Annotated in this window: 16 protein-coding genes; 8 read left to right on the top strand and 8 right to left on the bottom strand. The window is 67.2% G+C overall.

Translation table 11 applies throughout. From position 1 onward, the window contains the following. The 5 genes from LVJ94_16550 to LVJ94_16530 are packed head-to-tail and all read right to left on the bottom strand — an operon-like array spanning nt 1 to nt 4,330. Nucleotides 1-852, bottom strand: a complete 852-nt coding sequence (locus LVJ94_16550; protein ID WXB08837.1) for a hypothetical protein — start codon at nt 850-852, stop codon at nt 1-3. Nucleotides 853-894: 42 nt separating this feature from the next. Next, on the bottom strand, nt 895-1,473 hold the full coding sequence (locus LVJ94_16545; protein WXB08836.1) for a Uma2 family endonuclease: 579 nt from the start codon (nt 1,471-1,473) through the stop codon (nt 895-897). A 27-nt stretch (nt 1,474-1,500) separates the two neighbouring features. Further along, nucleotides 1,501-2,880: an NAD(P)(+) transhydrogenase (Re/Si-specific) subunit beta gene (locus LVJ94_16540; GenBank protein WXB08835.1), complete on the bottom strand. Its 1,380-nt coding sequence runs from the start codon at nt 2,878-2,880 to the stop codon at nt 1,501-1,503. Continuing rightward, nucleotides 2,877-3,188: an NAD(P) transhydrogenase subunit alpha gene (locus tag LVJ94_16535; GenBank protein WXB08834.1), complete on the bottom strand. Its 312-nt coding sequence runs from the start codon at nt 3,186-3,188 to the stop codon at nt 2,877-2,879. Before LVJ94_16535 ends, LVJ94_16540 begins: the two co-directional genes overlap by 4 nt. After that, nucleotides 3,188-4,330 (bottom strand): Re/Si-specific NAD(P)(+) transhydrogenase subunit alpha, encoded by a 1,143-nt coding sequence (locus LVJ94_16530; protein ID WXB08833.1) that lies wholly within the window; start codon nt 4,328-4,330, stop codon nt 3,188-3,190. The genes LVJ94_16535 and LVJ94_16530 overlap by 1 nt, the downstream gene beginning before the upstream one ends. Nucleotides 4,331-4,395: 65 nt before the next feature. Between LVJ94_16530 and LVJ94_16525 the strand changes: the two genes are divergently transcribed. Then, on the top strand, nt 4,396-4,590 hold the full coding sequence (locus LVJ94_16525; GenBank protein ID WXB08832.1) for a hypothetical protein: 195 nt from the start codon (nt 4,396-4,398) through the stop codon (nt 4,588-4,590). Between the two features lie 135 nt (nt 4,591-4,725). Here the strand turns inward: LVJ94_16525 and nadB are convergent, their stop codons facing one another. Beyond that, on the bottom strand, nt 4,726-6,342 hold the full coding sequence (gene nadB, locus LVJ94_16520; GenBank protein WXB08831.1) for an L-aspartate oxidase: 1,617 nt from the start codon (nt 6,340-6,342) through the stop codon (nt 4,726-4,728). A 178-nt stretch (nt 6,343-6,520) separates the two neighbouring features. Between nadB and LVJ94_16515 the strand changes: the two genes are divergently transcribed. From LVJ94_16515 to recR, 5 genes are all read left to right on the top strand, one after another. Continuing rightward, nucleotides 6,521-7,345, top strand: a complete 825-nt coding sequence (locus tag LVJ94_16515) for an electron transfer flavoprotein subunit beta/FixA family protein (protein ID WXB08830.1) — start codon at nt 6,521-6,523, stop codon at nt 7,343-7,345. A gap of 17 nt (nt 7,346-7,362) precedes the next feature. Next, nucleotides 7,363-8,316 (top strand): electron transfer flavoprotein subunit alpha/FixB family protein, encoded by a 954-nt coding sequence (locus tag LVJ94_16510; GenBank protein ID WXB08829.1) that lies wholly within the window; start codon nt 7,363-7,365, stop codon nt 8,314-8,316. 61 nt (nt 8,317-8,377) lie between these two features. Beyond that, on the top strand, nt 8,378-10,387 hold the full coding sequence (gene dnaX / locus LVJ94_16505; GenBank protein WXB08828.1) for a DNA polymerase III subunit gamma/tau: 2,010 nt from the start codon (nt 8,378-8,380) through the stop codon (nt 10,385-10,387). A gap of 42 nt (nt 10,388-10,429) precedes the next feature. Next, nucleotides 10,430-10,750, top strand: coding sequence for a YbaB/EbfC family nucleoid-associated protein (locus tag LVJ94_16500; GenBank protein ID WXB08827.1), 321 nt, complete (start codon nt 10,430-10,432; stop codon nt 10,748-10,750). Between the two features lie 11 nt (nt 10,751-10,761). Then, the gene (gene recR / locus LVJ94_16495; protein ID WXB08826.1) at nt 10,762-11,373 is read left to right on the top strand and encodes a recombination mediator RecR; all 612 of its coding nucleotides are present in this window, start codon (nt 10,762-10,764) and stop codon (nt 11,371-11,373) included. On the opposite strand, the gene LVJ94_16490 is transcribed toward recR, so the two are convergent. Next, the gene (locus LVJ94_16490) at nt 11,278-11,964 is read right to left on the bottom strand and encodes a DUF374 domain-containing protein (GenBank protein ID WXB08825.1); all 687 of its coding nucleotides are present in this window, start codon (nt 11,962-11,964) and stop codon (nt 11,278-11,280) included. The two genes, recR and LVJ94_16490, sit on opposite strands and share 96 nt — an antisense overlap. Further along, nucleotides 11,961-23,546: a tetratricopeptide repeat protein gene (locus LVJ94_16485; protein ID WXB08824.1), complete on the bottom strand. Its 11,586-nt coding sequence runs from the start codon at nt 23,544-23,546 to the stop codon at nt 11,961-11,963. The genes LVJ94_16490 and LVJ94_16485 overlap by 4 nt, the downstream gene beginning before the upstream one ends. 216 nt (nt 23,547-23,762) lie before the next feature. Between LVJ94_16485 and LVJ94_16480 the strand changes: the two genes are divergently transcribed. Beyond that, nucleotides 23,763-24,527 (top strand): 1-acyl-sn-glycerol-3-phosphate acyltransferase, encoded by a 765-nt coding sequence (locus tag LVJ94_16480; protein ID WXB08823.1) that lies wholly within the window; start codon nt 23,763-23,765, stop codon nt 24,525-24,527. Continuing rightward, nucleotides 24,517-25,566: a diacylglycerol kinase gene (locus LVJ94_16475; GenBank protein WXB08822.1), complete on the top strand. Its 1,050-nt coding sequence runs from the start codon at nt 24,517-24,519 to the stop codon at nt 25,564-25,566. Before LVJ94_16480 ends, LVJ94_16475 begins: the two co-directional genes overlap by 11 nt. Nucleotides 25,567-25,585 lie beyond the last annotated feature (19 nt).

Raw genomic sequence — 25,585 nt, 5'->3', positions numbered from 1 at the left:
CTACTCCGTACGCCGTCCCGTTGGAACGAAATCGGACAGTGCGCGATCGATCTCCGAATGGGCCTCGGCCAAGAGGCTCGCCTCCTGTTCGGCGTTGAAAAGACCGCGCGCCTCGAGGTGGCGGCGCAGGGGCGTCATCCCGCGCGCGTCCTCGATGCGGGCTTCGACGAAGGTGGGGCCGAGGCCTGCGAGCGCCCGCTTCCGCGCGTCCGCCACGGCGCGGGCGACGGAGGAGAAGTCCGCCGCTTGGCAGACGGTGCTCGCGATGCCGTAGGCCGGCGCCACATCGATGAGCGCTGTTTGGCTGGTGCAGAGGAAGACGACGGGCGCCTTGAAGACACCGGCGAAGTTGACGCCGTTGTGAAATTCTCCGGTCGTCACGATGTCGTCGGTGAACGTGACGAGCACGGCGAGCGCACGCCGTTCGATCTTCGCGCCCCACGCGATGCCCGCCGCTTGGGTAATGTGTGCGCCGTTGCGCAAATCCGATGAAACGGTGCGTCGCTCGCGCACGTTCCACGGGTTGCGCCCGCGCCCGAACGCGTGCGCCACGAAGTCCGCCAAGGTGGCGCCACGCGCAAGGGCGAGCGCCGTCTCGGTCCCCTCCCCGACGAGCCAGTCGTCCGCCCCCAGCGAAAACGTCGCGCCCGCAAAGGCATCCTCCGGCACGAACGCGGCGCGACGCGGCAAAGCCCCGCCCTTCTGCTCGAGCTCGTCCCGGCGCGCTTCGAGCGCCCGGGCCCGCACCACCGCGCGGTAAACCTCGAGCAACTCCGGCAACCGTGCATCCGCGACATCATCCTCGAGCGGCGCAACCGGCGAATCCAAGTGAGGTACGTGCGAGCCAACCATCGCGAGGGACCTTACCCCGATCCCCTCGCGCGGCCAAAGAGCTCAATACTTCTGGGGTGGATACAAATTCGCGTACACGGAATCGACGGAAATCTTCTCGCCATGCAGCGTCAGAGATTCGCCGGCCTGCGCGACCTCGTGAAACCAACGCCCGTACTCGGGCCGTCGGAAGACCTCGATCCGACGTTCGTGTTGTGACACGAGAACGTATTCTCGCACCGATGGCATTCGCATGTAGTGAGCGAACTTCTCACCGCGATCGTATTGCTCGGTCGAGTCCGACAACACTTCCACGAGCACGGACGGATTCGTCAACGCATCGCCAAGTTTCGCCACGCGGAACGTCTCCGCGGGACCCCAAACGACGTTCGCATCCGCATAGGTGCAGAACCGCGTTTCGGCGATGTACAGCATGACCTCCGGGCCATAGACCGTGCACTTCCCCTTTAGCGCGTTGCCCAATTCGATGGTGATCGCCGCCGTAAGCCGGCCATGCTCGATGCTGCCGCGGGACATGTCGTAGACGATCCCGTCGAGCCATTCGTGGCGCGTCTCACTCGTCTCTTCGGCGGCCCAAAAGTCCTCCAGTGAGACATACGGCTGGGACGGAACGTTCGCCATGACAGGGAATATAGCCCGGAGCGATGCTCAATGCCCTTCTTTGAGCGCGGCGATGAAGCCGAGCAGGGTCTTCTTCGCGTCGCCCAGGACCATCATCGTGTTCGGCAGAAAGAAGAGCTCATTTTCGACGCCGGAGAAGCCCGGGTTCATGCTGCGCTTGAGCACGATGATGGACCGGGATTGCTCGACGTTGAAGACGGGCATGCCGTAGATCGGGCTCCCCGGATCCTTTTTGGCGGCGGGGTTCACGACGTCGTTGGCGCCCACGACGATGACCGCGTCGGTGCGGGGGAAGTCGTCGTTGATGTTGTCCAGATCGTAAAGCTCGTCGTAGGGCACGTTGGCCTCGGCGAGCAGCACGTTCATGTGCCCCGGCATGCGCCCGGCGACGGGGTGGATGGCGTATTTCACCTCCACGCCGCGCTTTTGCAGCGAGGCCGCGAGATCCCGCACGGCGTGCTGCGCTTGCGATACGGCCATGCCGTACCCCGGAACGACGATGACGTTTTGCGCGGCGCGAAGAACGCCGGCGGCATCGTCGATGGTGGCCTCGTTGAAGGCCACCGCACCGCCGGCCGGGGCGGCCGACGGCTCGATGGCCGTGCCGAAGGCGCCGAAGAGCACATTGGTGAAGCTGCGGTTCATGGCCTTGCTCATCAAGATGGAGAGCAAGAGACCCGACGAACCATCGAGCGCACCCGAGATGATGAGGATGTTGCTCCCGATGGCAAAGCCGGTGGCCGACGCCGCGAGGCCCGCGTACGAGTTGAGCAGCGAGATGACCACGGGCATGTCCGCGCCGCCGATGGGCAGCACGGCCATCACGCCCAGCGCGAAGCCGATGGCGCCGGTCGTGTAGAACAGGTTCGGCTGCGCGGGCTCGATGACTTGGTACACGAGCATCGCCAGCGAGACGAAAAAGAGCCCGATGTTGACGAAGTTCTGGCCCTTGTAGGTGACCGGTGCGCCGGTGATGAGGCCCTGCAGCTTCCCGAAGGCCATGATGCTTCCGGTGAAGGTGAGAAAGCCGAAGAACGTCTCGAAGCCGAGCGCGCCCGTGGTCAACCGCGACACGTGGCCGCCGGTGTGGATGTACTCCGAGACACCGACCAGCGCCGTGGCCAAGCCGCCGAAACAGTGGGAGAGCGCGATTCGCTCGGGCATCTTGGTCATCGGAATGCGCAGCGAAATCGCCGTGCCGATGGCCGAGCCGAGGCAGATGCCCGCGATGATCCACGTGTAGCTGATGATCTCACTGTGCAGGAGCGTCGCCACCACGGCGATGAACATGCCCAGCTCGCCCATCACGATGCCGCGGCGCGCCGACTCGGGGGAGCTCAGGCCGCGCAGGCACAGGATGAAGAGAACCGACGCGACCAGGTACGCGAGGCTGAGAAGCGGGGTCACGGCTTCTCTCCTGCCTTCTCCGCAGGGCCGCGCCGCTTGAACATGCGCAGCATGCGGTCGGTGATCATGAAGCCGCCGACCACGTTGATGCTCGCCGCGGTCACCGCGATGAAGCCCAAAATCGTGCTGACCTGATTGTGCTCCGCCCCCGCGGCCACCAAAGACCCCACCAGCGAGATGCCGCTGATGGCGTTGGTCCCGGACATCAGCGGCGTGTGGAGCAGCGGCGGCACCCGCGAGATGACTTGGTATCCCACGAAGGTCGCCAAGACGAAGATGTAGAGACCGAAAATGAGTTCGCTCGACATCAGAGTCGCTCCTTCACCTTGGGGTGGACGACGTCTCCCGCATGCGTGATGAGGCACCCGCGCGTAATTTCGTTTTCCGGATCGAGGTGCAGGGCGCTGTCTTTGCCGTCTGACTTGCACAGGTGCAGGAGCAGCTTCTCCATGTTGCGCGCGTACATCTGGCTCGCGTGGATGGCCACCTTGCTCGGCAGATCCAGCTCGCCGAGGATGTTCACGCCGTGCACGACGATGCTTTTGCCCGGCTCGGTGAGCGCACAGTTGCCTTGCTGCTCGGCGGCGAGATCCACGATAACCGAGCCAGGGCGCATCGATTTGACCATGTCCTCGGTCACCAGGATGGGCGCGCGCTGGCCGGGAATGAGCGCGGTCGAGATGACCACGTCCGCCTTTTGCACGTGGCGTGCGATGGCCTCGGCTTGCTTGGCCTTGTAGGCCTCCGAGGTCTCCTTGGCGTAGCCGCCCGCGGTTTGCGCGTCCTCGTCGGAGTCGACCTCGACGAAGCGCGCGCCGAGGCTCTCCACTTGCTCTTTGACGACCCGGCGCACGTCGAAGGCTTCCACCACGGCACCGAGCCGGCGCGCCGTGCCGATGGCCTGAAGCCCCGCGACCCCCGCGCCGAGGATCAGCACACGCGACGGGGCGATCGTCCCGGCGGCGGTCATCAGCATGGGAAAGAACTTGGGCAGCGCCGCCGCGGCCATGAGCACGGCGTAGTAGCCCGCGATGGTGGCCTGGGAGCTCAAGACGTCCATCATTTGCGCCACCGTGGTGCGCGGGATCATGTCCACGGCGATGGTCGTCACCTTGCGCTCCGCGAGCGCGCGCACGAGCGGCGCATTCTGCGCCTGCAGGGGAAAGAGCGGCGAGACGAGCGCGCTGCCCTCGCGCAGGCGTGCGATCGATTCTACCGTGGGCAGGCGCAGACGCACGACGACGTCGGAGGACGCGTAGAGCGCATCGCCCGAGTCCTCGACGGTCGCGCCCCCTGCCCGAAACTCGTCGTCGGAGACGCACGAGCCCGTCCCTGCCCCGCGTTCGATCGAGACATCGATCTTCTTCGGAGCGAGACGCTTCACCGAGTCCGCCATGAGCGGCACCCGCTTTTCCCCCGGAGTGACCTCCCTCGGTACCCCCACTCTCATCTACGAGGTCGTATCACGTCGCCACTTTCTTGCCCATCTTCCGAAAACTCCGTTAGCCCCGAGGCATGCGCAAGACGGTCCCCTCGCACGTACTCGCCGAGCTCACGTCCAACCTCGAAAGCGCCAAGGCCAAGCCGTCGCGACGCAAACGAGCGGTCAAGTCGAAGCTCGCCTCCTCTCCGACGTTCGACAGCGCGTTCGATCGCCTCGCCCGAGCTCTGCAGCCCGCCCTCGACGAAATCGACGCGGCCTGGGCCTGAGAGAGATTTGAACAGGAAGACGGGAAGACGAGAAGGATCAGAGAGAAGTTTTTGGGGTTTCCGTTGGCTCAATTGGCCGATTGAAAACCCAAAAACCTTCCCGTCTTCCCGTCTTCCTGTGAATTCTCTTCGCCGTTACCGACCGCGCAGGTGGGCTGGCACGCCGCGTTTTACGACGGTGTCGCGGGCGCCGCGGGGGTCGAGTTCGGGGTAGTCGATGTTGTAGTGGAGGCCGCGGCTCTCGCGGCGTGCAGAGGCGCACTCCACGATGAGTTGCGCCACGGTGGCGATGTTGCGAAGTTCGAGCAAGTCGCGCGTGACGAAGTAGTTCCAATAGTACTCGCCGATTTCCTCTTGGAGGACGCTGATGCGGCGGGCGGCGCGGCGCAGGCGCTTTTGCGAGCGCACGATGCCGACGTAGTTCCACATGAAGCGACGCAGCTCGTCCCAGTTCTGCGTGATGACGACGGCTTCGTCGCTCGTGCCCGCCTCGCCCACGTCCCACTCGGGCACGTCGGGCCATGGTGCGCTGCGATCCACGGATTTGAGCGCGGCCGCCGCGCGGTGGGCGAAGACCAGGCCCTCCAAAAGCGAATTCGACGCCAAGCGGTTCGCGCCATGCAGACCGGTATGCGCCACTTCGCCGATGGCCCATAGCCCCGGAATCGTGGTGCGCCCGTCGAAGTCGGTCGACACGCCACCGCATTGGTAGTGCGCCGCCGGCACCACGGGAATGGGCTGCACGGTGATGTCGATGCCGTAGCGCAGGCACTCGGCGTAGATGCCGGGGAAGTGCTCTTTGACGAAGCTCGGCTTCTTGTCGGTGATGTCCAAGAGCACGTGCTCGGCGCCGGTGCGCTTCATCTCGTGGTCGATGGCACGCGCGACGATGTCACGCGGCGCCAGATCGGCCAGCGGGTGGTGCTCCCTCATGAACGGCGTACCGTCGAGCCGCCGCAGCACGGCGCCCTCACCGCGCATCGCCTCCGTGATGAGGAAATTCTTGCTCTGCGGGTTGAACAGGCACGTCGGGTGGAATTGGTAAAACTCCATGTTGGCGATTTCCGCCCCCGCGCGGTACGCCATGCCCAATCCGTCACCCGTCGCCACGTCCGGGTTCGACGTGTACAGGTACACCTTCCCCGCCCCACCCGACGCGAGGATCGTGTGCCGTGCGAGGACCGTCACGACCTTGCCCGCGCTCACGTCGAGCACGTACGCGCCCGCGCAGACCTCGGGGCCGCCGTACTTGGCCAACGTGATCAAGTCCACGCCCATGTGCTCTTCGAGGATGCGGATGCGCGGTTGGGCGGCGACCGCCTCGAGCAAGGCGCGCTCCACTTCGCGCCCGGTCATGTCCTCGGCGTGCACGATGCGGCGGGCGCTGTGGCCGCCCTCGAGGTGAAGATCGAGATCCGCGTTGCGATCCGGCGGCGCGCCCGAAGCGCGGTCGAAGCGGGCACCGATGGCCCGAAGCTGTGCGATGCGCTCGGGGCCCTCCTTCACGCAAATCTCGACGGCCTTGGGATGGTTCAACCCCGCGCCCGCTACGACGGTATCCTTGATGTGCGCCTCGAAGCTGTCGTCGGCATCGAGCACCGCGGCGATGCCGCCCTGGGCGTATTTCGTGTTCGATTCGTCGCGCGATCGCTTGGTGATGAGCACCACGTCGCCGTAGGCGGCTGCTTCGAGCGCGAACGTCAGGCCCGCCACACCGCTTCCAATGACGAGAAAGTCGCAGGTCGTCTGCATGGTGTCGCGTATTGTGGGGTCTTTTGGCTCAAGCAGATAGTCTCAATCCAGCTCCCCTGGCGCGAGTGGTGCCGGCTTGATGCGAGTTGATGCGAGTTGACAGGGTCGCGTCTTCCTCTTAAGTACGACGCAGTAACTGAATCGCCATTCATTCACTCCAACTAAGGAGAGCCCGGTCGTGAAAGTTCTCGTCCCCCTCAAGCGCGTCAGCGATCCGGACAACGCCAACAAGATCAAGATCGCCGGCGGCAAGATCGATACGACCGGCCTCGAGTGGAAGCCGAATCCGTTCGACGAGTATGCCGTGGAAACGGCGCTCCGCCTCACGGAAAACGGCACCAGCCCGAAGCAGCGCCTCGGTGAAGTCGTCGTCGTCACCTTCGGACCGAAGGAAACCGAGATGACCCTTCGCGCCGCGCTCGCTACGGGCGCCGACCGAGCCATTCGCATCGACGCGAAGGACGAAGACCTCGACGGAGATCTCATCGCCCGCGCGCTCAAGGCCCTCGTCGAAAAAGAGAAGCCGGACCTCGTCCTGGCGGGCAAGCAGGCCGTCGACGGCGACTCGAACCAGGTCGGACAACTCTTGGCGGAGTACCTGGGTTGGCCCCAGGCCACCTTCGCGGGCACCATCAAGAGCGAGGACGACAAGTCCCTCGTCGTGGGCCGCGAGGTCGACGGCGGCACCGTCAACGTGCGCGTCACCCTCCCCGCCGTGGTCAGCGTGGACCTGCGCATCGTGGCGCCGAAGAGCGTCACGTCGAAGCACACGCCCCCCACGCACAACTACGCCGACGGCGTGCGCTTCGCGGCGCTCATGGCCATCATGGCGGCGAAGAAGAAGCCGCTCGTCGAGGTCAAGCTGGCCGATTTGACGACCGATACGGCGCTCAAGATCAAGTACAGCGCCTTCGAGCCGCCCGCCGCGCGCAAAGCCGGCGTCAAGGTCAAGACGGTGGCCGAGTTGGTTGGAAAACTGAAGACCGAAGCCAAGGTCCTTTGAGCGAAAGAGATCTCCAGATGAACATTCTCGTCATCGCCGAACTCCACGAAGACTCGCTCCGAAAGAGCACCCACAGCGCGGTCACGTTCGCCAAGAACGTCGGTGCGCCGTTCTCCATCCTCGTCCTTGGCTCCGGTGCCGACAAGGCCGCGCAAGAAGCGGCGACGTTCGGCGCGCAGAAGGTCCTCGTCGCCGACGACGCCTCGCTCAAGGATCCCTTGGCCGAGCGTTACGCGCCGGTCATCGCCCAAGTCGCCAAGGCCGGCAACTTCGACGTGGTCGTGGTCACGGCCAGCTCGTACGGCAAGGACATCGCCCCGCGCGTCGCCGCCAAGTTGGGCGCGGGCTACGCGACGGATATCAGCGGCGTGAAGAACGACGGCGGCAAGCTGACGTTCAAGCGCCCCGTCTACGCCGGCAACGCGTTCGGCTACTGCGAAATCCAGACGCCCGTAAAGGTCGTGAGCGTGCGTCAGAGCGAGTTCGCCGCCGCGGAACCGAGCGGTGGCGCCTCGCCGGTGGAAAAGATCGCCGTTGCGGCGGCGGATCCGGCGGCGGCACGCGTCGAATTCGTCTCGCTGGAGGCCGCGAAGAGCGAGCGTCCGGACCTGGGCGAGGCCAAGGTCATCGTCTCCGGCGGGCGCGCCCTCAAGGAGCGCTTCGCCGAGGTACTCGATCCGTTGGCCAACCTGCTCGGCGCCGCCGTCGGTGCGAGCCGCGCGGCATGCGACGCGGGGTATGCGCCGCCGGAGTTGCAGGTCGGACAGACCGGCCGCGTCGTCGCCCCGCAGCTTTACTTCGCGATCGGCATTTCTGGCGCGATTCAGCACTTGGCGGGCATGAAAGGCTCGAAAAACATCGTCGCCATCAACAAGGATCCCGAGGCGCCGATCTTCCAGGTGGCCGACTACGGCCTGGTGCAGGACCTTTTCACGGCAGTCCCCGAGCTGATCACCGAGTTGAAGAAGTAGTTGTTCCCGGGATCGCGCTGGCCGCTCCAGCGCGATCCCGTTTCGTGGTAACTCCATCGGCGTGAGTTATCTCGTCCTCGCACGGAAGTACCGGCCCCAGTCCTTCGAGGACCTGGTGGGCCAGGAGCACGTCGCGCGCACGCTGGCCAACGCCATTGAGAGCGGGCGCGTGGCGCACGCGTTTCTCTTCACCGGCGTTCGCGGCGTGGGGAAAACCACGAGCGCACGGCTTTTGGCCAAGTGCCTCAATTGCCTTGGTGCGCCCGGAGATCCGCCGCTTGCGGCGGGCGACTTTCAACGCGGCTCCGCGAAAGGGCCGACGGCGAAGCCCTGCCAGGTGTGTGCAGCCTGCAAGGAAATTGCGGCGGGCAACGACATCGACGTCCAGGAGATCGACGCGGCCAGTTACAACGGCGTCGACGAGGTGCGGCGTCTGCAAGAGGGGCTCGCCTTCCGGCCGGCGCGCGACCGCTTCAAGATTTACATCGTGGACGAGGTCCACATGCTCTCCAACGCGGCATGGAACGCGTTTTTGAAGACGTTGGAAGAGCCGCCGCCGCACGTGAAGTTCATCTTCGCGACCACCGAAGTGCACAAGGTGCCGGTCACGATTTTGAGCCGCTGCCAGCGGTACGATTTCAAGCTGATCTCGACGCAGCTCATTGCGAAACGGCTCGAGGAAGTCCTCGGGCTGGAGAAGATCGAGGCCGATGCCGCCGCCATCGCGGTGATCGCGCGCGAGGCCGCAGGGTCGATGCGCGATGCAATGAGCCTGCTCGACCAGGTCATTGCCTTCAGCGGGGAAAAGCTGACGTCGGAGGACGTGTCGCGCGTGCTCGGCGTGGCCGATCGGCGCGTGCTGCACGAGTTGGGAAGCGCGCTGGTTTCCGGCGACGCGACGGCGGCGTTGCGCGTGATCGATAGCCTGGCGCAGCAGGGATTCGATTTGCCGCACCTCGCGCGGGACGTGCTGCAGCACCTGCGCAACTTGGTGGTGGCCAAGGTGTCCGGCGAGGACGGGCGTGATCTGCTGGACTTGGCCGACGAGGAAGTCGCCGACGTGATGTCGCTCGCCCAAAAGACGGACGGCGACGACTTGATGCGGCTTTATCAGGGATTTTCGAAGTCGTTCGACGACGTCGTGCGCAGTGGCCAGCCACGTGCCGCGTTGGAAATGCTGCTCGTGCGCCTTGCGCGTCGCCCCGCGCTGCTGCCACTCGACGAGCTTCTTTCGCGGCTGGGCGATTTGGAGCGGCGCCTCGGCGGTGCTCCTCCGGCGCCGCCCACGGCCCCGCGCGGTGGAGGGCCAGCGGGAGGTGGCGGCGGTGGCAGGCCTGCGCCGCCCCCGCGCGCCCGTGCCAGCGAGCAAGAGGCGCCGGCCTCCGCGTCGTTCACCGCGCCCGTCGCGCCGCCCATACCGCCGCCGCCGCCACCGCCGCCCCCCGCCGCGCACGCGAACGGGCATACGGCGCTCCCCGCGCCCCCTGCCTTCGTCCCGCCGCCGCCTCCCCCACCTCCTGCAGCGGCTCCCCCGCGACCTGTTTTTGCAGCGCCGCCCCCACCGCCACCGCCTCCTCCCCCGCCGGTCGTCGCCGCACCAGCTCCCCCGCCCCCGCCGGCACCGGTGGCGGCCCCGCCGCCGGCCTTCTCTCCCCCCACCGGCGGTGGCGAGAACCTCGCGTCCTGGCGTCGCGTCGTGGAGCGGGTGCGCGCCACGCGACCTCCGCTCGCCTCGGTGCTCGAGCACGCGATCCCCGTGGAAATCGGCTCCGAGCGCGTTCGCATTGCGCTGGACGAGTTTCTCGCGTTTCAAGTCCGCGAGGCCGAGGCGCTGTCCCTCGTTACGCAGGAATTGCGTGCCCTCTTCGGCGAGGTCTCGTTTCAGGTCGACGACAAAACGGCGCAACAGGCCACCGTCGCCACCCTCGCGTCCATGGCCATCGCGAAAAAGCGGGAAGAGCTCTCGGCCGCGCGCAACGCGGTCGCCGAGCACCCTTTGGTCCGGCACGCCATCGCCCTCTTCAACGCGGATCTCCGGGAAGTGCGCCTTCCGGCCGGATCCGAGGATTAAAGGAATCGTCGATCGGGAAGCGTTGAACTAGGATTCCGCCCCATGCAATTCCGTGGCGGCATGAACGAGCTGATGCGCCAAGCGGCGCGGATGCAGCGCAAGATCGAGCAGACGAAAGAGCAGCTCAAAGACACCGAGGTGGCGGCCTCCGCCGTTGGGGACAAGGTCAAGGCCACGGTCACGTACGGTCGCAAAGTCGTACGCATCGAAATCGACCCCGAGTTCCTCAAGAGTGAAGGCACCGAGCTCGCGCTCGATGGCGCCTGTGCCGCCATCAACAGCGCCCTCGAGCAGGCCGAAAAGGCGATGCAGGCCGAAATCGAGAAGCTGACCGGTGGTGTGAAACTGCCGGGCGTCGTTTAGATTTCGTTCGCGTGATCACCTCGCGGTCGAAGCGCACCATCAGCCTTTTCGCGCGCCTCCCCGGCGTTGGGGAGAAGACTGCGCAGCGTTACCTGCTGTACTTGCTCACCGCGGAAGACGAGCTGGCCGCGGAGCTCGGACGCGAACTCGTCGAGCTCCGGCAGCACCTGCAGCCGTGTTCCCTCTGCGGCAACATCGCCGAGATCGAGACGCCGACCAGCACGGCCATCTGCGCCATCTGCAGCGACGTGAAACGCGACCCGTCGCTGCTCTGCGTGGTCGCGCGCGTGCACGACCTTCTCGCCATCGAGCGCGCCGGCAGCATGCGGGGACGTTACTTCGTGTTGGGCAAGCTTCTCAGCCCTCTCGAGGGCGTGGGCCCCGACGATCTGCCCATCGAGCGGCTCCTGGCGCGCATTCAGAAGGAGAATGTGCAGGAGGTCATCTGCGCGACCCCGCCCAGTGTGGACGGTGAGGCCACGGCGTTGCTCTTGAAGCGGGAGCTGGCTCCGCTCGGCGTGACGTTGTCACGGATCGCCAGCGGCGTTCCGCACGGCGGGGACTTGGAGTTCGCGGACCCCATCACCATGGGGCGTGCATTCGCCGGGCGGCAGCGGCTTTAGCAGCGTACGGGCCGTTTCATTGGCGGCCGAAATGGCGGCTTCGAGCTCCTCGGGCGACGGGGCATGCAGCGGTGCGCCGAGCACGACGTGCACCCGTGAGAATGGGAGCGGCAGTGTGAACTTGTCCCACGCGCGCGATGCGATCCATGCGCGTGCGCTCGCACTGCCCATGGGCACGAGCACACCGCCGGTGGCTCGCGCGGCGAGCAGCGCGCCCTCTTTCACCTTGCCGTAGGGCCCACGCGGGCCGTCCACTGCGAACGCGGCGTCGGCGCGGTCACGCTTCATGGCGCGAATCAACGCCGCGAGACCGCGCACCCCACCGCGCGAGCTCGAGCCACGCACGATCGTGAAGCCCAGGAGGCCCAGTGCCTTCGCTTGCATCGCACCATCTTGCGAATGGCTCACCATCACCACGGTGCGTCGCCGGCGCTTCCACGCGAGCAGCGGAAACTGCGTCCCGTGGAAGAACGACAGCACCCAGGCACCGTCTGCCGCATGAAGGCGCGGATCCACCAGGATCCGCACCCGCAGCGTCTTCAACCAGAGCGCCGCCACGAGCCCCAACAGCAGGCCCAGCGCCGCTCTCACCCTTTGAGCTCCTCCAACTTGGCCTTCGCCCGATCCAAGCTGGGCTCGTTCTCGATGGCGCGCTCGAGCATCTGCACCGCCTTGGCCTTGTCCCCCTGCTTGGCGCTGATCTCGCCCAAGTAATAGAAGACCTCGCCCTTGGAGATGCCCGTGCTTCCGTCGAGCCGCTGGAGCAGCAGCGCACGGAAGGTCTTTTGCGCGCGGTCGAGATCGTTCGTCTCGAACGCGAGCACACCCAGATCGCGCAGCACGTTGACCGACCCGGGGTCGATCTTGAACGCCATGTCGAACTGCACCAGCGCCACGTCCTTGTCGCCCAGCGAGGCCAGTGCCTTGCCCAAGCGGTGGTGGTAGACGCTGAGCTCTTTGCTTCGCTTGGCGCCGTAGGAGTGAATCACCTTCTCCAGCACCTGCGTCGCATCGCGCTCGCGCCCCGCCGCCGTGTACGCATCGCACAGGAGCAACAGAAGCTCGCGATCCGTCGGCGCGCTCTTGGCGAGCTGCTCGAGCAGAGGCACCGCGTCCGTCGACGAGCCCCGCTCCTGGATGTGAATCTCCGCGGCACGCCGCAAGTGCCGCACGTAATCCGCACGCGGACCCGAAAGCGACGGCGGCACCTGGCTCGGCGGCGACGACAGAGGCCCGGGCCGCCCCGTGGGACGGATCGAACCCGGCGGCTGCGTGACCCGGGCCCCGGACGTATTGCCCGAGACGTCCGCCGGCGGCGAAAGCACCTCGGGGTAGTCCTTGGCCACGAGCTCCGCATCGCCCACGAGCAACACGGCCAGATCGTTCCACTTGCCCTGGCGCTCGTACAGCGCGCGCAGTTGCTGCCGCACCTCTTCGTTGGACGGCTGAATCTCCAGCGCGCGGCGCAGCGCCGCCGGAGCGCCTTCTTCGTCGCCCAGCTTCGTGCGCGCGGTGGCCAAGCGCACGGCGAACCGCACGCCCGCCTCGTCCGGCGCGATGCGCGTCAATGTCGAGAGCGCCGTCGATGCGCGCTCCCACTCGTTGCGGCTCTCCGCCAACCGCGCGACCGCCTCGAGCGCCGCGCGATGCTCCGGCTCGCGCTCGAGCACCGCTTCGAACGTCGCGATGGCCCGCGGCGTGTCCTTCAGACGCGTCTCGAAGACCTCTCCCAGACGCACCTTGAGGGCAAGCTCCTTCGTCGCATCCTGATCGCGCTCCGCGCGTTCGATCTGCGTATTCAGAAGGTCCGCGAGCTCCTCGTCTTGGCCGGTACGCTCGAACAACGTCGAGAGCGCCAGCACCGCCTCACCGTGCGACGGGACCTCGTCCAAGATCGCACGCAGCGTGTCGATGGCCTCGGTCGTGCGATCGAGCTCCATCTCGAGCTTCGCGAGATCGAGCCGCAACAGCGTCCGCTGCTCGGGGCCCTCTGCCGAATCGATGAGGTCCTGGAGCAACCGCGCCAGATCCCCGTGACGCCCCGCCTGCGCGTACAGCTCGCGCAACTTGGTTTGCGCCGGTGCGTCCGCCGGATCGTCCTCGCGCAGCTCCTCGTACAGCTTGATCGCGCTGGGAACGTCGCCCGCCTTCTCGGTCATCACCTGCGCCGCGCGATGCTTCAGGCCCGCGATCTTCGGACCGTCCGCCTCGATGCCCGCACGCCGCAGAAGCAGCTCGATGACCTCTTTGTGATCCCCCGCCCCCTCGCGAAGCTTGGTCAGCTCCTCGAGCGCCCAGAGATTCTGCTCGTCCTCCGCGAGCCAAGCGCGCAGAACGCTCTCGGCCAGCGCCGCGTCGCCCAGCTTGTGCTCGGCGATCTCCTTGGACTCGCGCAAAAGCTCGCCCAACGTGTGCACGTCGTGCTCGAGCCGTGCGCGCGTGCGCAACGTCTCCACGAGATCGCGCTCCCGTCCTGGCGCGCGCCGCAGGTTCTCGAGCGCGCGCAGCACGTCCACGTTCTCCGGCTCGAGGGCCAGCGCCTGGACGAAGGCTTCCTCCGAAGCGCCCTCGTTCTTCAACTCGTCGCGCCGCCACGTGGCCAGACGGACCCAGAGCTCCGCCATCGTGTGCGGCGGCACGTCCTTCGCCGCACCGAGGGCCTGCGCCAAGGCATCGGACAACGACGCGAAACCGTTGCCGCCGCTGCTGCCGGCAAGGCGCTCGACCTCGCTCAGCACGTCGGCGTCGGTCAGATCGTCGACCAGCGCCGCCTCGAGCACCCGCTGCGCACCCAGTGCATCGTGCGCGTCCACCTCGAGCACGCGTGCCAGATCCAGCCGTGCACGTGCCCTCTCGCGCACGCCCGGGGCGCGCGACACCTTGCGCTCGTACAGCTTCGCGAGATCGTCGGTCCGCCCCAGCGAGCGGTACACCGATTCGAGCGCCTCGAACGCCTCCTCGAACAGCGCATCGCGCTCGAGAAGTTGCTCCATCGCGCCGCGGCTCGCCGCGTGCTCCGGCACCTGTTCGACGGCCAGCCGCAGGGTCGCAAGACCCTTCGACGGCTCCTCGAACTCGTGAATCTGCAACGTCGCCAGGCGGTGGTACAGATCCGCCTGTGCGTCGGGCGCGGCCTCCACGGCAATGCGCCGTTCGAGCACGTCGGCCAGCGCCCGCGCATCGCCGAGCCGGCCGAAGAGCCGATCGAGCGCCGCCAGCACCGTCTCGTTGTCGCCCGATTGCTCCGCCGCCGACACGAACGCCCGCGCGGCGCGCGCATCGTCGACCAGCTTTTCCTCGGCCACCTTGCCGAGCCGCATGAACAAGTCGGTCGCGATGGCGGGGTCGAACAGCGAGCCCGCGCGCTCCGCGAGCGCGTCGGCATACCGCTGCCACGATTCACCCTTGTTGCTCGCCCGTCCTGCCGCACGCTCGCAGAGCCGCTCGATCTCGGTGTGCAGCTCGGCGTCTTCCGGCGCCTCGGACAGCGCACGAAGCAGCGCCGCCTCGGCCCGATCCAGATCTTCGAGCTTTTGCTCCGCCACCTCCGCGATTGCGCGGAGCGTCTTGGTGCGCTCGGACGGCTCCGTCTCCGCGCGGAGACGCATCTCCAGCACGAAGGCCAGATCCTCGTGCCGCCCCGCCGTCCGCAGCACCGGCTCGAGCGCCGCCGCGGCCTCACCCCGCAGCTCGTCGCGGCTCTCGCCCAGTTCGCGGATGGCCTTGGCAGCCTCCTCGTCGAACGCCCCGCTCTCGAGCACCTCGCGGTACGCGCCGAGGGCCTGCGGTGCATCGTCGAGCTCGTGCGCAAGCAGTGCGCCGATGCGCTTGCGCAAGGTGCGCCCTTCCACGTCGTCCTGAGTCTGCGCCACCTGCAGGCGCAGGTTCTCGAGCAGCTCCGGCCACATCTTTTCGGCCGTGTACAGCTTGTCGAGCCGCCGCACCACGTCCACCTCGCCGGGACGCACCTCGAGGGCTTGGTTGAGCAGCTCGATCGCCTCGCGGCGATCGGACAGCCCGAACTCGTACCGATTCGCGGCGTCGAGGTAGAGCTGGAACTTGAGATCCGCCTCGTCGTCCGAGCAGAGCTCGACCCGGCGCCGATACAGGTTGATCAGCCGCGCCGGATCGTTCTTCGCCTCGTACAGCTCGATGAGCCGATCCATCGTGAACGCGCTGTCCGGCTCCAACTCGAGCGCACGCTCGAAGGCGTCGATCGAGCCGTTGCCGTCCTCCAGCATGTCGCGACGCACCTCACCGATGCGCCGCCAGGTGCTCGCACGCTGCTCGTCGTCGGTGGTGAGCTCGGCGCGCTTGCCGAGCACCCGCTCGAGCATCGTCCAGTCGGCGAGCAAGGTCGCCAACTCGTCCATCTGCTCCAGCGGCTCGATGTCCGTCTCGTCCGCGCGGAAGAGCCGATCGTACGCGTCCAGCGCCGCACGTGGATCGTCGCGCTTGTCGTTGTGCAGGCGCGCCAGTGCGCCCAGGAGCTCCTTCTCGGCGACCCCCGACGTGCGCTCGATGCCGCGTTGGTACGCATCCGCCAGATGATCCCAGCGGCCCGTCACGCCGGCCAGTCGATCGAGCTCCGCCCGCGTGTCCCCGTCGTCCGGATCGAGCACGAAGGCATCGCGAACCGCCTCGAAGGCCTTGTTCGCATCCTGGCCGCGCGTCTCCCAGAGGCGCGCGGTCTCGCGGAAGATGGCGACCTTCTCCGAATCGTCGTCGGCGATACCGAGACGCTCGTCGTTGACCGACACGAGGTGCCGCCAATCGTCGGCGCGCTCGTAGATCGGCCGCAGAATGTCGACCACGTGGGCTTTGTGCTCCGGATCCGCGATGAGCGCTTCCAGCGCGGCAATCGCCTCCCGCGCCGCCGCCGAATCGGGCCCGAGCTCGACCACGCTCTCGTACTCGTCGATGGCCGCCGCCGTGTCGTTCAGCTTCTGCTGGAGCAGCTTGCCCAGAACGATGCGGAACTTCGCCTCGTCATCGGGCAGCGCACTGTGCTCCGCGCGCCGCCGCGTCAAGTCGGCCAAGTCGGTGTAGCGCCCGCGCCGATCGAACAACCTCGCCAATGACTCCAGCGACTTGACGTCCGTCTCCTCCACCTCGAGGGCTTGGCGGTACGTGTCGATGGCCAGGTCGTCGTTCTCGAGATCGTTCTCTTGAAGCTGCGCAATCGTGTGCAAGGTCGCCAGCCGTGCCGCCGGCTCCTCGCGGTATTCGAGCGCGCTTCGGTACAGATCGACCCGCGCCTCGGGCTGCTTCGTCTCACGCAGGATGCGATCGATCGACTCGAACGACTCGTCGTCCTCTTCCGGCGCAAATGCGTGCGCGCGGCGGTAGAAGGACAGCGCCTTTTCGGGATCGCCGAGCTGCTCGTAGAGATGCCCGGTGCGCCGCGCCAACTTGGCCGTCGCCGGCTCGTCCGCCGTGATCTTACCCAGCTCCGTCGCGTAGATCTCGGCCAGCCGCGCCTCGGCGTTGGCCACGCGTGCGAGCCGATCGAGCTCGTGCCAGGTGGGCTCGTCGGTCAGGTCCTCGGCGAGCAACTTCGCCGTCGTTTCCAACGCGGCCGGGTAGTTCTCCTCTTGCTCCTCGTGCAACCCCGCGAGGCGCCGCAGCAGCTGGCGCTTCTCGTCGGGATCCTCGCTCACGTCGAGGCGTGCCTCGAGCGTGGTCATCACCCGGCGCCAATCGAGGCGCGCCAGGTAGACGTGCTCGAGCATCTCCGCCGCGCGCGCCGCATGGGCGCGATCGGCCATGAGCCCTTCGAGCGAGGCCACCGTGGCCTCGTGCCGGCTGTCGAAGCGCAGGGCCGCTTCGTACTGGTCGAAGGCGCGGTGGTGGTCGCCGAGGCGCACCTCGAAGACGTGGCCGAGCTTGTGGTGCAGCCCCGCCTTGACGTCCCCGGGCGGCCCTTTGCCGATGCGCCCTTCGTAGAGCGAGATCAGATCGTCCCAGCGCTCCGTCGCCGTGAACAGCCGCTCCAGCGCCGAAAACGCCGCGTCGTCGTGCCACGTGTCGTGGATCTGCCGGTACGTGTCGATGGCCCCCGCGGGATCCTTGAGGGTCTCGTCGGACAGGCGCGCTTGCTTGAAGAGGATGCGCCGCTTCTCCGAGTCGTCCTCGGCCACCTCGGCCCGGCGCCGCAAAATATCGAGCAGCGCATTCGGGTCGTTCGCCTCTTCGTACAGCGTTTCCAGCGCGGAAAGCGCCGTGCGGTCGTCGCCACGGAGCTCGAGCGCCTTCACGTAGTAGGTGCGTGCGCCAGCCTTGTCGGAGAGCGCATCGCGCAGGAGCGACGCGATCTTCAAGGTGACCTGCACCTGCAGATCGCCGTCGGCGAGCTCGGGTGCGACCTCGCGCAGGAGATCGACCAACTCGGGGTACGCGTCGATCGACTGTGCAAGCCGCTCCGCGCGCTCGAGCCACGGCAAGAACTCCTCCGCCGACTCGGCCTCGCGCAGCGCGCGAAGCGAGTAGCCGAAGGCCCTGCGCTTATCGCCCAAGGTCGTCTCGGCCGCGCGTGCAGCTTCGCGGTACAACTGCAGCCGCGCCTCGCGCTCCTCGGCGTACTCCGCCTCGATGTCGATGACCCGGAGCAGCGACTCTTCCTGGCCGTCCGCCTCGTAAAGCGGCCGCAGGATACCGGCCACCTCGCGGCGCACGTCCGCGTGATCGAGCAGCCCTTCCAACGCCGCACGGCTCGGCGCATGCGCCGCGTCGATCATCAGCGCCTGCCGGAAGGCCTCGATGGCCTGCGGCACCTCGTCGAGTCGCTCGCGCCGCACCGCACCGAGCTTGCCGAGCAGGGCCAGCCGCCCCTCCTCGGTCTCGGAAATGGCCAGGCGCGCCTCGATGGTCTCGGCCAGATCGGGCCACCGTTCCGCCGTTTCGTAGAGCCGCTCCAGGGCCGAGAGGGCGCCCTCGTCGGGCCCGAACTCGTCCACCAGCGCGCGGTACGCCAAAATGGCTTCCGGCACGTCCGACAGGCGATCGGCCAAGGTCGACGCCACGCGCTCCATGAACTGGCGCCGCACCTTCGGCTCGTCCACCTGGCGCTCGCGTGCACGCAGAATGTCGACCAGCGCGCGCCACTCTTGCGTGCGCTCGTAGAGCCGATCGAGCGCGCCCAGCGCGGCGCCATCGAGCGGATCGTCGTCGAGCCGCGCGCGCCATGCTTGGATGGCGCCCTTCGGATCGTCGAGCGACGTTTCGCAGAGCTCACCCAGTCGACCCTGGATTTCACGGCGCGCGGCCGCGTCTTCCTCGAGCCGCACCTCGGTGCGCAGAATTTCCACCAGGTCGCGCGTGCGGCCCGAGGCCGCGTAAATGCGCTCGAGCGAGCGCGCGATGGGCAATGCCAAATCGGGCTCGTCGGGGCCGATGTCCAGCACCTGGCGGTAGACGACCTCCGCGCGATCCGCGTCGCCGAGGTAGCGCTCGAGAAGCTGCGCCAACTCGCTCAGGATCTGCGCGCGCGGCTGCGGCACGTTGGCCGCCTCCGCGGACTCGGCGAGCACGCGCGCGGCTTCTTCGAAGGCCCCGAGCTTCTTCGCCAAGGTGAGCAGCCCGTTGCGGGCGTCCACGTCGTCCGGTGCAATCGGCACCAGGCGCGCGTACACGTCGAACGCGCCCTCCTGCAGCCGGTCGTCGCGCAGCTCCGCGATGCGGCGGAGCAGCTCGCGCCGCTCCTCGATGGCCTGCGCCGTCTCCAGGCGCACCTCGAGGATGCGCACCAAATCGCGCGGGGCGTCCAGCGAGACGTACACGTGCTCCAGAATGACGGCCGCGCGCGGACGCAATTCGGGCACATTGAGGCACTTCTCCGTGAGATCGCGCGCCTCGCGGTTCGTGGGATCCGCCTGCAGCACGTCCTCGAGGAAGCCGATGGCCGTCGCCGGATCCTCGAGCCGCGCCGTGTACAGCGCCCCGAGGCGCAGCTTGAGCGCGACCGCCTCGTCGAGCGAGGCCACGGGCAAACGGCCTCGCAGAAGGTCGGCCAGGTTGGTCCAGCGCTCCTCGCTCGAGTAGAGCGAATCGAGGGCGCGCACCGTCTGATCGTGGTTCGGTTCGAGCTGCAGGATGCGCTCGTAGTAGGCGATGGCCTTGGGGCGATCGCCGGTGATTTCCTCGGCCACCAGCGCCACGTCCGCGAGAAGGTCCGCGCGCCGGCCCAGGTCGGGCGCCGCGGAAATGGCCTTCTCGTACAGCACCTCGAGCTCGTCCCACCGCTCCAGGGTGGTCAGGATCTGCTTCAAGCGCTGGAACGCGCGCTCGTTGCTCGGATCGCGCGTGAGAATGCGCTCCAAGTATGGCTGCGCGGCCACGATGTCGCCGAGCATCTCGTCGTACAGGGTGGCAGCGCGCTCCGCGAGGTCCATCTCCACCGAGTCGGGCAGACCGGTATTGCCCGTGGGCGGTACGGCCTCCACGATCGCGTGCACGAACTGCTGCGCGCGGTGCGTGCGGTTCGACAGCACCGCGAGGCGATCCCAGAGCTCGAGCTCCATGGGGAACTCGGAGGCGGCGCGCGCGATGACGTCGAACGCCGTGGTGAGCGCGCCCACCTTCCCTTCGTACACGTCGGCCAGGCGCGAGTAGAGCGCGATGCGGTCCTTCTTCGCCGCCGCGGTCGCGATCATGACCTCGAGCACCTCGGCCTGCTTCTGCGCATTGCCCGTCTGGTCGTAGTGCGCCTCCAGAAGCACCGCCGCACGGCCCCGCGTCTCGGGCACGTGCAAGAGCTCCTCGATGACCTCCACGGCCCCCCGGTACTCCGGGCTGCCGCTTCCGTGCGCACTGCCCGGCGGCGGGTGCGGCACGATGTCGAGCGCGCGCTGCGCCGCCGCGAGTGCATCCAGCGGGCGCTTCAGCGACGACATGTACAGCCGCGCGAGCTCCACCTCACGCTGCGCGCGGTCCACGCCATCGCGCTGATCGCGGTCCTTCTCCAGGGCCTCGGCGGCCCCCTGCGCATCACCCGCCGCGCGAAGCAGCCGCGCCAGCGAACGCAACGCACCGCCATGCTGCGGCACCAGCTCGAGGATCTTGCGGTAGATGGCCACCGCCTGCTCGGGCGCGCCGAACACGTCCTCTTCGAGCGTGGCCCACTCGTTGTAGAGGTGAATCTTCCACGAGGTGTTCGCCCGCCCGACCCGCTGATCGAAGAGCCAGCGCAGATCGTCGCGCCGCCCTTCACTGCGGAGCAGCTGATCGAGCGCGCCCACCGTCTCTTCGTCGTCGGGGCTGTCCTCGACCAGCGAGCGGTACGCCGTGATCGCATCGTCGATGCGGCCCAGCTCCAGCGCGTACACCTGCGCGATCTTCGAGCGCAACGTCCGCCGCGTCGTCTCGTCAGGTACCCCAGGCCCCGCTTTGGGGGCCGCTCCTGTTTGCGCCGCACCTTCCGCGAGCCGCGCATTCAACGCCGTGACGAACGCTTCCCACTCGCCCGAGGCGCGCGAGGCCTTCTCGAAGGTCTCCAGGGCCTCCTCGCGGTTCGGATCCAACTGGTACGCACGCCGCGCGTACACGAACGACCCCGCGCGATCTTGCAGGTTGTGCCCGGTGATGTGCGCCAGCTTGTGCAGCAGCTCGAGCTTCTCCTCGTCGCCCGTCGCGTGCTGCAAGAGCACCTCGTACAGAGGAGGAAGCCGCGCCCACTTTTCCTCGCGCTCGTAGAGCGGCACCAATGCCGCGGCCGCGCGCTTGTCGTCCGGCCGCACGCCGAGAACGCGCTCGTAGGCCCGGAAAGCCCGCTCCGGCGCGTGGAGGCGATCCACGTAGACGTCCGCCGCACGGTACGAGAGCTCGATCTTCGCATCGGGCTCCGGCGTGCGATCCGCCGCCGACGAAAGCACCTCCGCGAGCCCCTCGAAGTCCTCGGTGGTCGCGTAAAGCTCGGTCAGCCCCTCGTAATCGGCCGCGGCGAGGAAGGTGTCGCGCAGCACGCGCAGCGCCTTCGGATGCCCCGGCGACAGATCGAGCACACGCCGCCACGCCCGCATCGACCCTTTGGGGTCCTGCAGTCGGTCCGCGTAGATCGATCCCAGCTTCTGCAAGATGGCGAGCTGCGTCTGCGTCCCGCCCGGCGCGCCTGCGGCAAGCTCCACACGCCGCTCGAGCACCTCGGCCACCGTCGCGTAGTCCTTCTCGCGATCGGCCAGCTTCTCCAGCGCATCCAGCGCCTGCTGCGAGCTCGGCTCTTCCGCGAGCACCTTCTTGTACGCCACCACGGCGTCCGCCCCGCGATCGAGCCGGTCCGCCGCCAGCTTGGCCATCTCCAGCCAGAGCGCGCGCTTCTCTTCGCCGGTCGGATCGGTGCCCGCCTCGACGTCGAGCTCCCGCGGCGTCTCCTGCTCGAGACGCTCCACCTGCCGCGCCAGCAAGTCGTAGAGCGGCTTGTACGCGCGACGCTTCGTGTAAAGCTCACGCAATTTCTGGTTCGCCTCGCGATCGTCGGGCGATGCATCGAGCAGCTTCTCGTACGCATCGACGGCGTTCTGCATGTTGGAGAACTGCTCCAACCAACGCCGCGCCACCTCCCGGTAGATCTCCGTGCGCGCACCGATGTCGGTCTCGAGCTCCGCCACGCGGGCCTGCGTCGCGAGCATCTCGCGCCAGCGCCCCAGCGCCGCGTACACGCGCGCCAGCTCCCGCGCTGCGTCCTTGTCCTCCGGATCGAGCGTGGAGATCTGCGACAGCACCGTCACCAATGCGGAGTCGTTCTTCAGATCGTTGCGGTAGATGGCCGCGATGTCGCGGAGCACGGGAAGCCGCGCCTCCTTGTCCTCGACGCCGATCTTCTCCAGATCGCCGCGCAGCAAATCGGCCAGGGCGTTCCAGCCGCCCGTCTGCCGATAGAGTCGCTTGAGCGCCTGGCGCGCTTCCTTGTTGTTCGGATCTTGCCGGAGCAGTGATCGCCACTGCTCGATGGCGCGCGTTGCGTTGGCGCCGTCCTCGGCGAGCTGCGCGAGCTCCGCCACGATGGTGGCCCGCGTGGGGCCATCCGTGAGCACGCGCTGCGCGTCGGTGAGGATCTGCGTGAGGCGACCGAATTCGCCCTTCTCGTGGCACCACGCACGGAAGAACGTGAGCATCTGCGGGTGCGCCGGCTCGATCTTGCGCAGCCGCGCAAAAAACGGCTCGGCGGCATCCGGCCGCTCGCGCATCTTCCAGTGCACCATCGCGATCTGCAGCAGAATCCCGGCTTCCTGCCCCTGCGTGAACGACGACGCCGCAAGCTGGTCCTCGTACAGCGAGACGAGGCTGTCCCACTCCTGCTTGTCGGTGAAGCGATCCACCAGCGCGGCCGTGGCCTCGACGTTGCCCGGTGAGGCGTCGACGACGGCGGCATACGCCTTCATCGCGTTCTCCGGATCGTTCAGGCGCTTCGCGTACACGCGGGCCAGCCGCAGGAACGCCGCGCTCTTCTCCTCTTTGATGGGGCTCTCGCGCGCGAGCAGCTCGAGCACCTCGGCCACCAGCGCGTAGTCACCCCGCTGCCGGTACACGCGCTCGAGCAACAACGCCGCGCGGCGGTTCTTCGGATCGATGTCGAGCGCCTTCTTCGCGCCCGTCACGATCTCGCCCTCCAGCGCCTCGAGCTTCTTCTGCCCCTTGGAGCCTTCGCCCTGGAGCTGCGGCCGGCCGTAGCGGTATGCCGCCTCGGCGCCGGTCACGAAGAGGGAGCTCTTGAAGGCGGGATCCTTCGTGCCCTTGGCCTCGTCGACGTAGCGCTTGACGATCTCGAACCATTTCGTGCGCTTGCCCTCGGCCCTTTCCAGGGCGTCGACCGCGACCCGTTCCCCGGGACGCAGCTCGAGCAAATGCATGTACGCGAGGCTCGACCCCTCGTCGTCGAGCAGCTCCTCGTCGAGGACGCGGGCCATCTCGGTGACCAGCGGAGCTTCCCGCTCGGTCCCTTTGGCGACCTCGACCTCCCATTGGAGCAGCTTCGCCACGGCCTCGTATTCCCTGCGCAGCTCGTGCGCACGGCGGGCCGATTCCAAGAGGGCGCCTAGCTCCTCCGTGGAAAGTTCGGACGACAGCTCTTGTCTTGCCTCCGGGTTGCCAAAGAAGGTCCCGAGATCAGCCCACGCTTGCCCGTTGTCCGGATCTTCTTGAAGGACACCGAGAGCGTTTCGAATCGTCTGCGCGCTCATCCATCACCCTGGGGCCGATGCCCCCATTCGCACGTGCTCACGCTGCTGCCTTATTGACCAAGCTGCCTTTAGGGCCCGCCGCGGTGAGGTGACTCGTGTTCGGAGACGCGAAAACTCCCGGGAAATATACCGTAGCGATGCCGGGCACCGATGCTACGAGCCGCGTCCCGCAATATCAAGCAAACAGGGTGTTTTTGCTATGCTAGTACTCCGCCCGTGCTTTCATCGCGTCTGTCGCCAGAGCGTGGCTCGCTGGCTCTCTCGCTTCGCACGGTCTACGAGACGTTCGCCATCAGTTGGCCCACGGTCGTCGACGCCGCCCTCGGGCGGGTCCGGAAGGACGTTTGCGACGAGCGCCTGCGCAGCTGGTCGCAAAAAATCGTCGCCCATACCCGCATCCATCTCGATGTCCGAGGCCGCGAACATCTCGAGAAGGGGAGCTCTTTCCTGGTGATGAGCAATCATCAGTCGCACTACGACATTCCCGTGGTTTTCGCGGTCGTGGGCGGCAACATCCGGATGATTACCAAGAAGGAACTTTTCAAGGTCCCCGTATTCGGAGCGGCCATGCGCGAGGCCGGATTCATCGAAATCGATCGGTCGAACCGCCAGCGCGCCGTGGAAAGCCTGGAAATCGCGAAGAAAATGGTCGCCGAGCGCGTGCACGTGTGGATTGCCCCCGAGGGGACGCGCAGCCGCACGGGAGAGCTCCTCCCCTTTAAGAAGGGCGGATTCAATCTGGCCCTGGAAGCTCAGTTGTCGGTCCTTCCCGTCACCATCGACGGTACGAAGGACATCCTGCCGCCCGACACGATGCGCTCGCACGCGGACGTGAACGTGAAGATCGTCATTCACCCGCCCATCGACGCCCGCGCTTATGGAAGCAACGGCCGGCCAGGTGAAGGGCGTGTCGCCGATTTTAAAGCCTCGCGGGATAAATTGATGAGGGATGTACGGGAGGCGATCGAACGTGGTTTTTAGCTCGACGTGGCGACGTTCGAACGGCAAGGGCAGCTCGCCGGCGGTGGGTGCCGGCCTCGCCATTTTGGTCAACGCCAACGCCAAACGCGGTGGACGCCGCATCGCCGCCCAACTCGGTCGTGCCCTCCCCGGCGCGCGCATCCGCCTGACGAAGACCATCGACGAGATCGAGGGCTGGCTCAAAACCGTGCGCGATGCGCGGTGCATCCTGGCCGCCGGGGGCGACGGCACGGCCATCGCGCTGTTGAACGCGATGCACCACGTGCTGCCGAAGAACGACCCGCTCCCCATCGTCGGGCTGCTTCCCCTGGGAACCGGCAACGCGTGGGCCCGCTCCACGGGGGCCCGCAAGCTGGGGCAGCTCGTGGACGTGCTCGCGGGGCTCGGGCCGGGCACGTTGCCGACGCGGCGTTTCGGGCTCGTCGAGTGCGAGGGTGTCCTCACCGGATTCGCGGGCTGCGGCTGGGATGCGCAGATCCTCAACGACTACAAGAACCAGCTCGATGCCGCGCGCGGGCCAGGAAAGCGCGTGGCCAAGAGCGTGTACGGCTACTTGGGCGCCATGCTCTTTCGCACCACGCCGAAGCAGCTGGTGAGCGGCCGTCCGCACGTGCTGATCGAGAACATGGGCGATGAGGTCTACACCGTCGACTCGACCGGCAAGGTCGTGAAGATCGACGGCGTGGGCAACGGCGCCGTGCTGTACGAGGGCCTCGCCAGCGTGGCCGGGTGCGCGACCGTGCCCGAGTTCGGCTACGGCTTCCGCGCCTTCCCCTTTGCGGAGCGCCTTCCCGGCTACCTCAGCGTGCGCATCTACGACCGAAGCGCGCTCGGGGCCATCTCGAATCTGCACCCGCTCTGGCACGGCGCGCATCCACTTCGTGGCATGCGCGATTGGTTCGCCACGGCCATACGGATGACCTTCTCGCGCCCGATGCCGCTCCAAATCGGGGGCGACGCCGTCGGCGAACGGCAGACGGTCGACTACCGCATCAGCGAGCGCACCGTCGACATGCTCGACTGGCGGTCCCTGAACTAGATGAACTAGACCAAGGCGA

This window comes from Sorangiineae bacterium MSr11367 (assembly GCA_037157805.1).
GTDB classification, from domain to species: domain Bacteria; phylum Myxococcota_A; class Polyangia; order Polyangiales; family Polyangiaceae; genus Pendulispora; species Pendulispora rubella.
The sequence above is the reverse complement of the archived record's forward strand: the minus strand, read 5'-3'. Positions and strand labels throughout refer to the sequence as shown.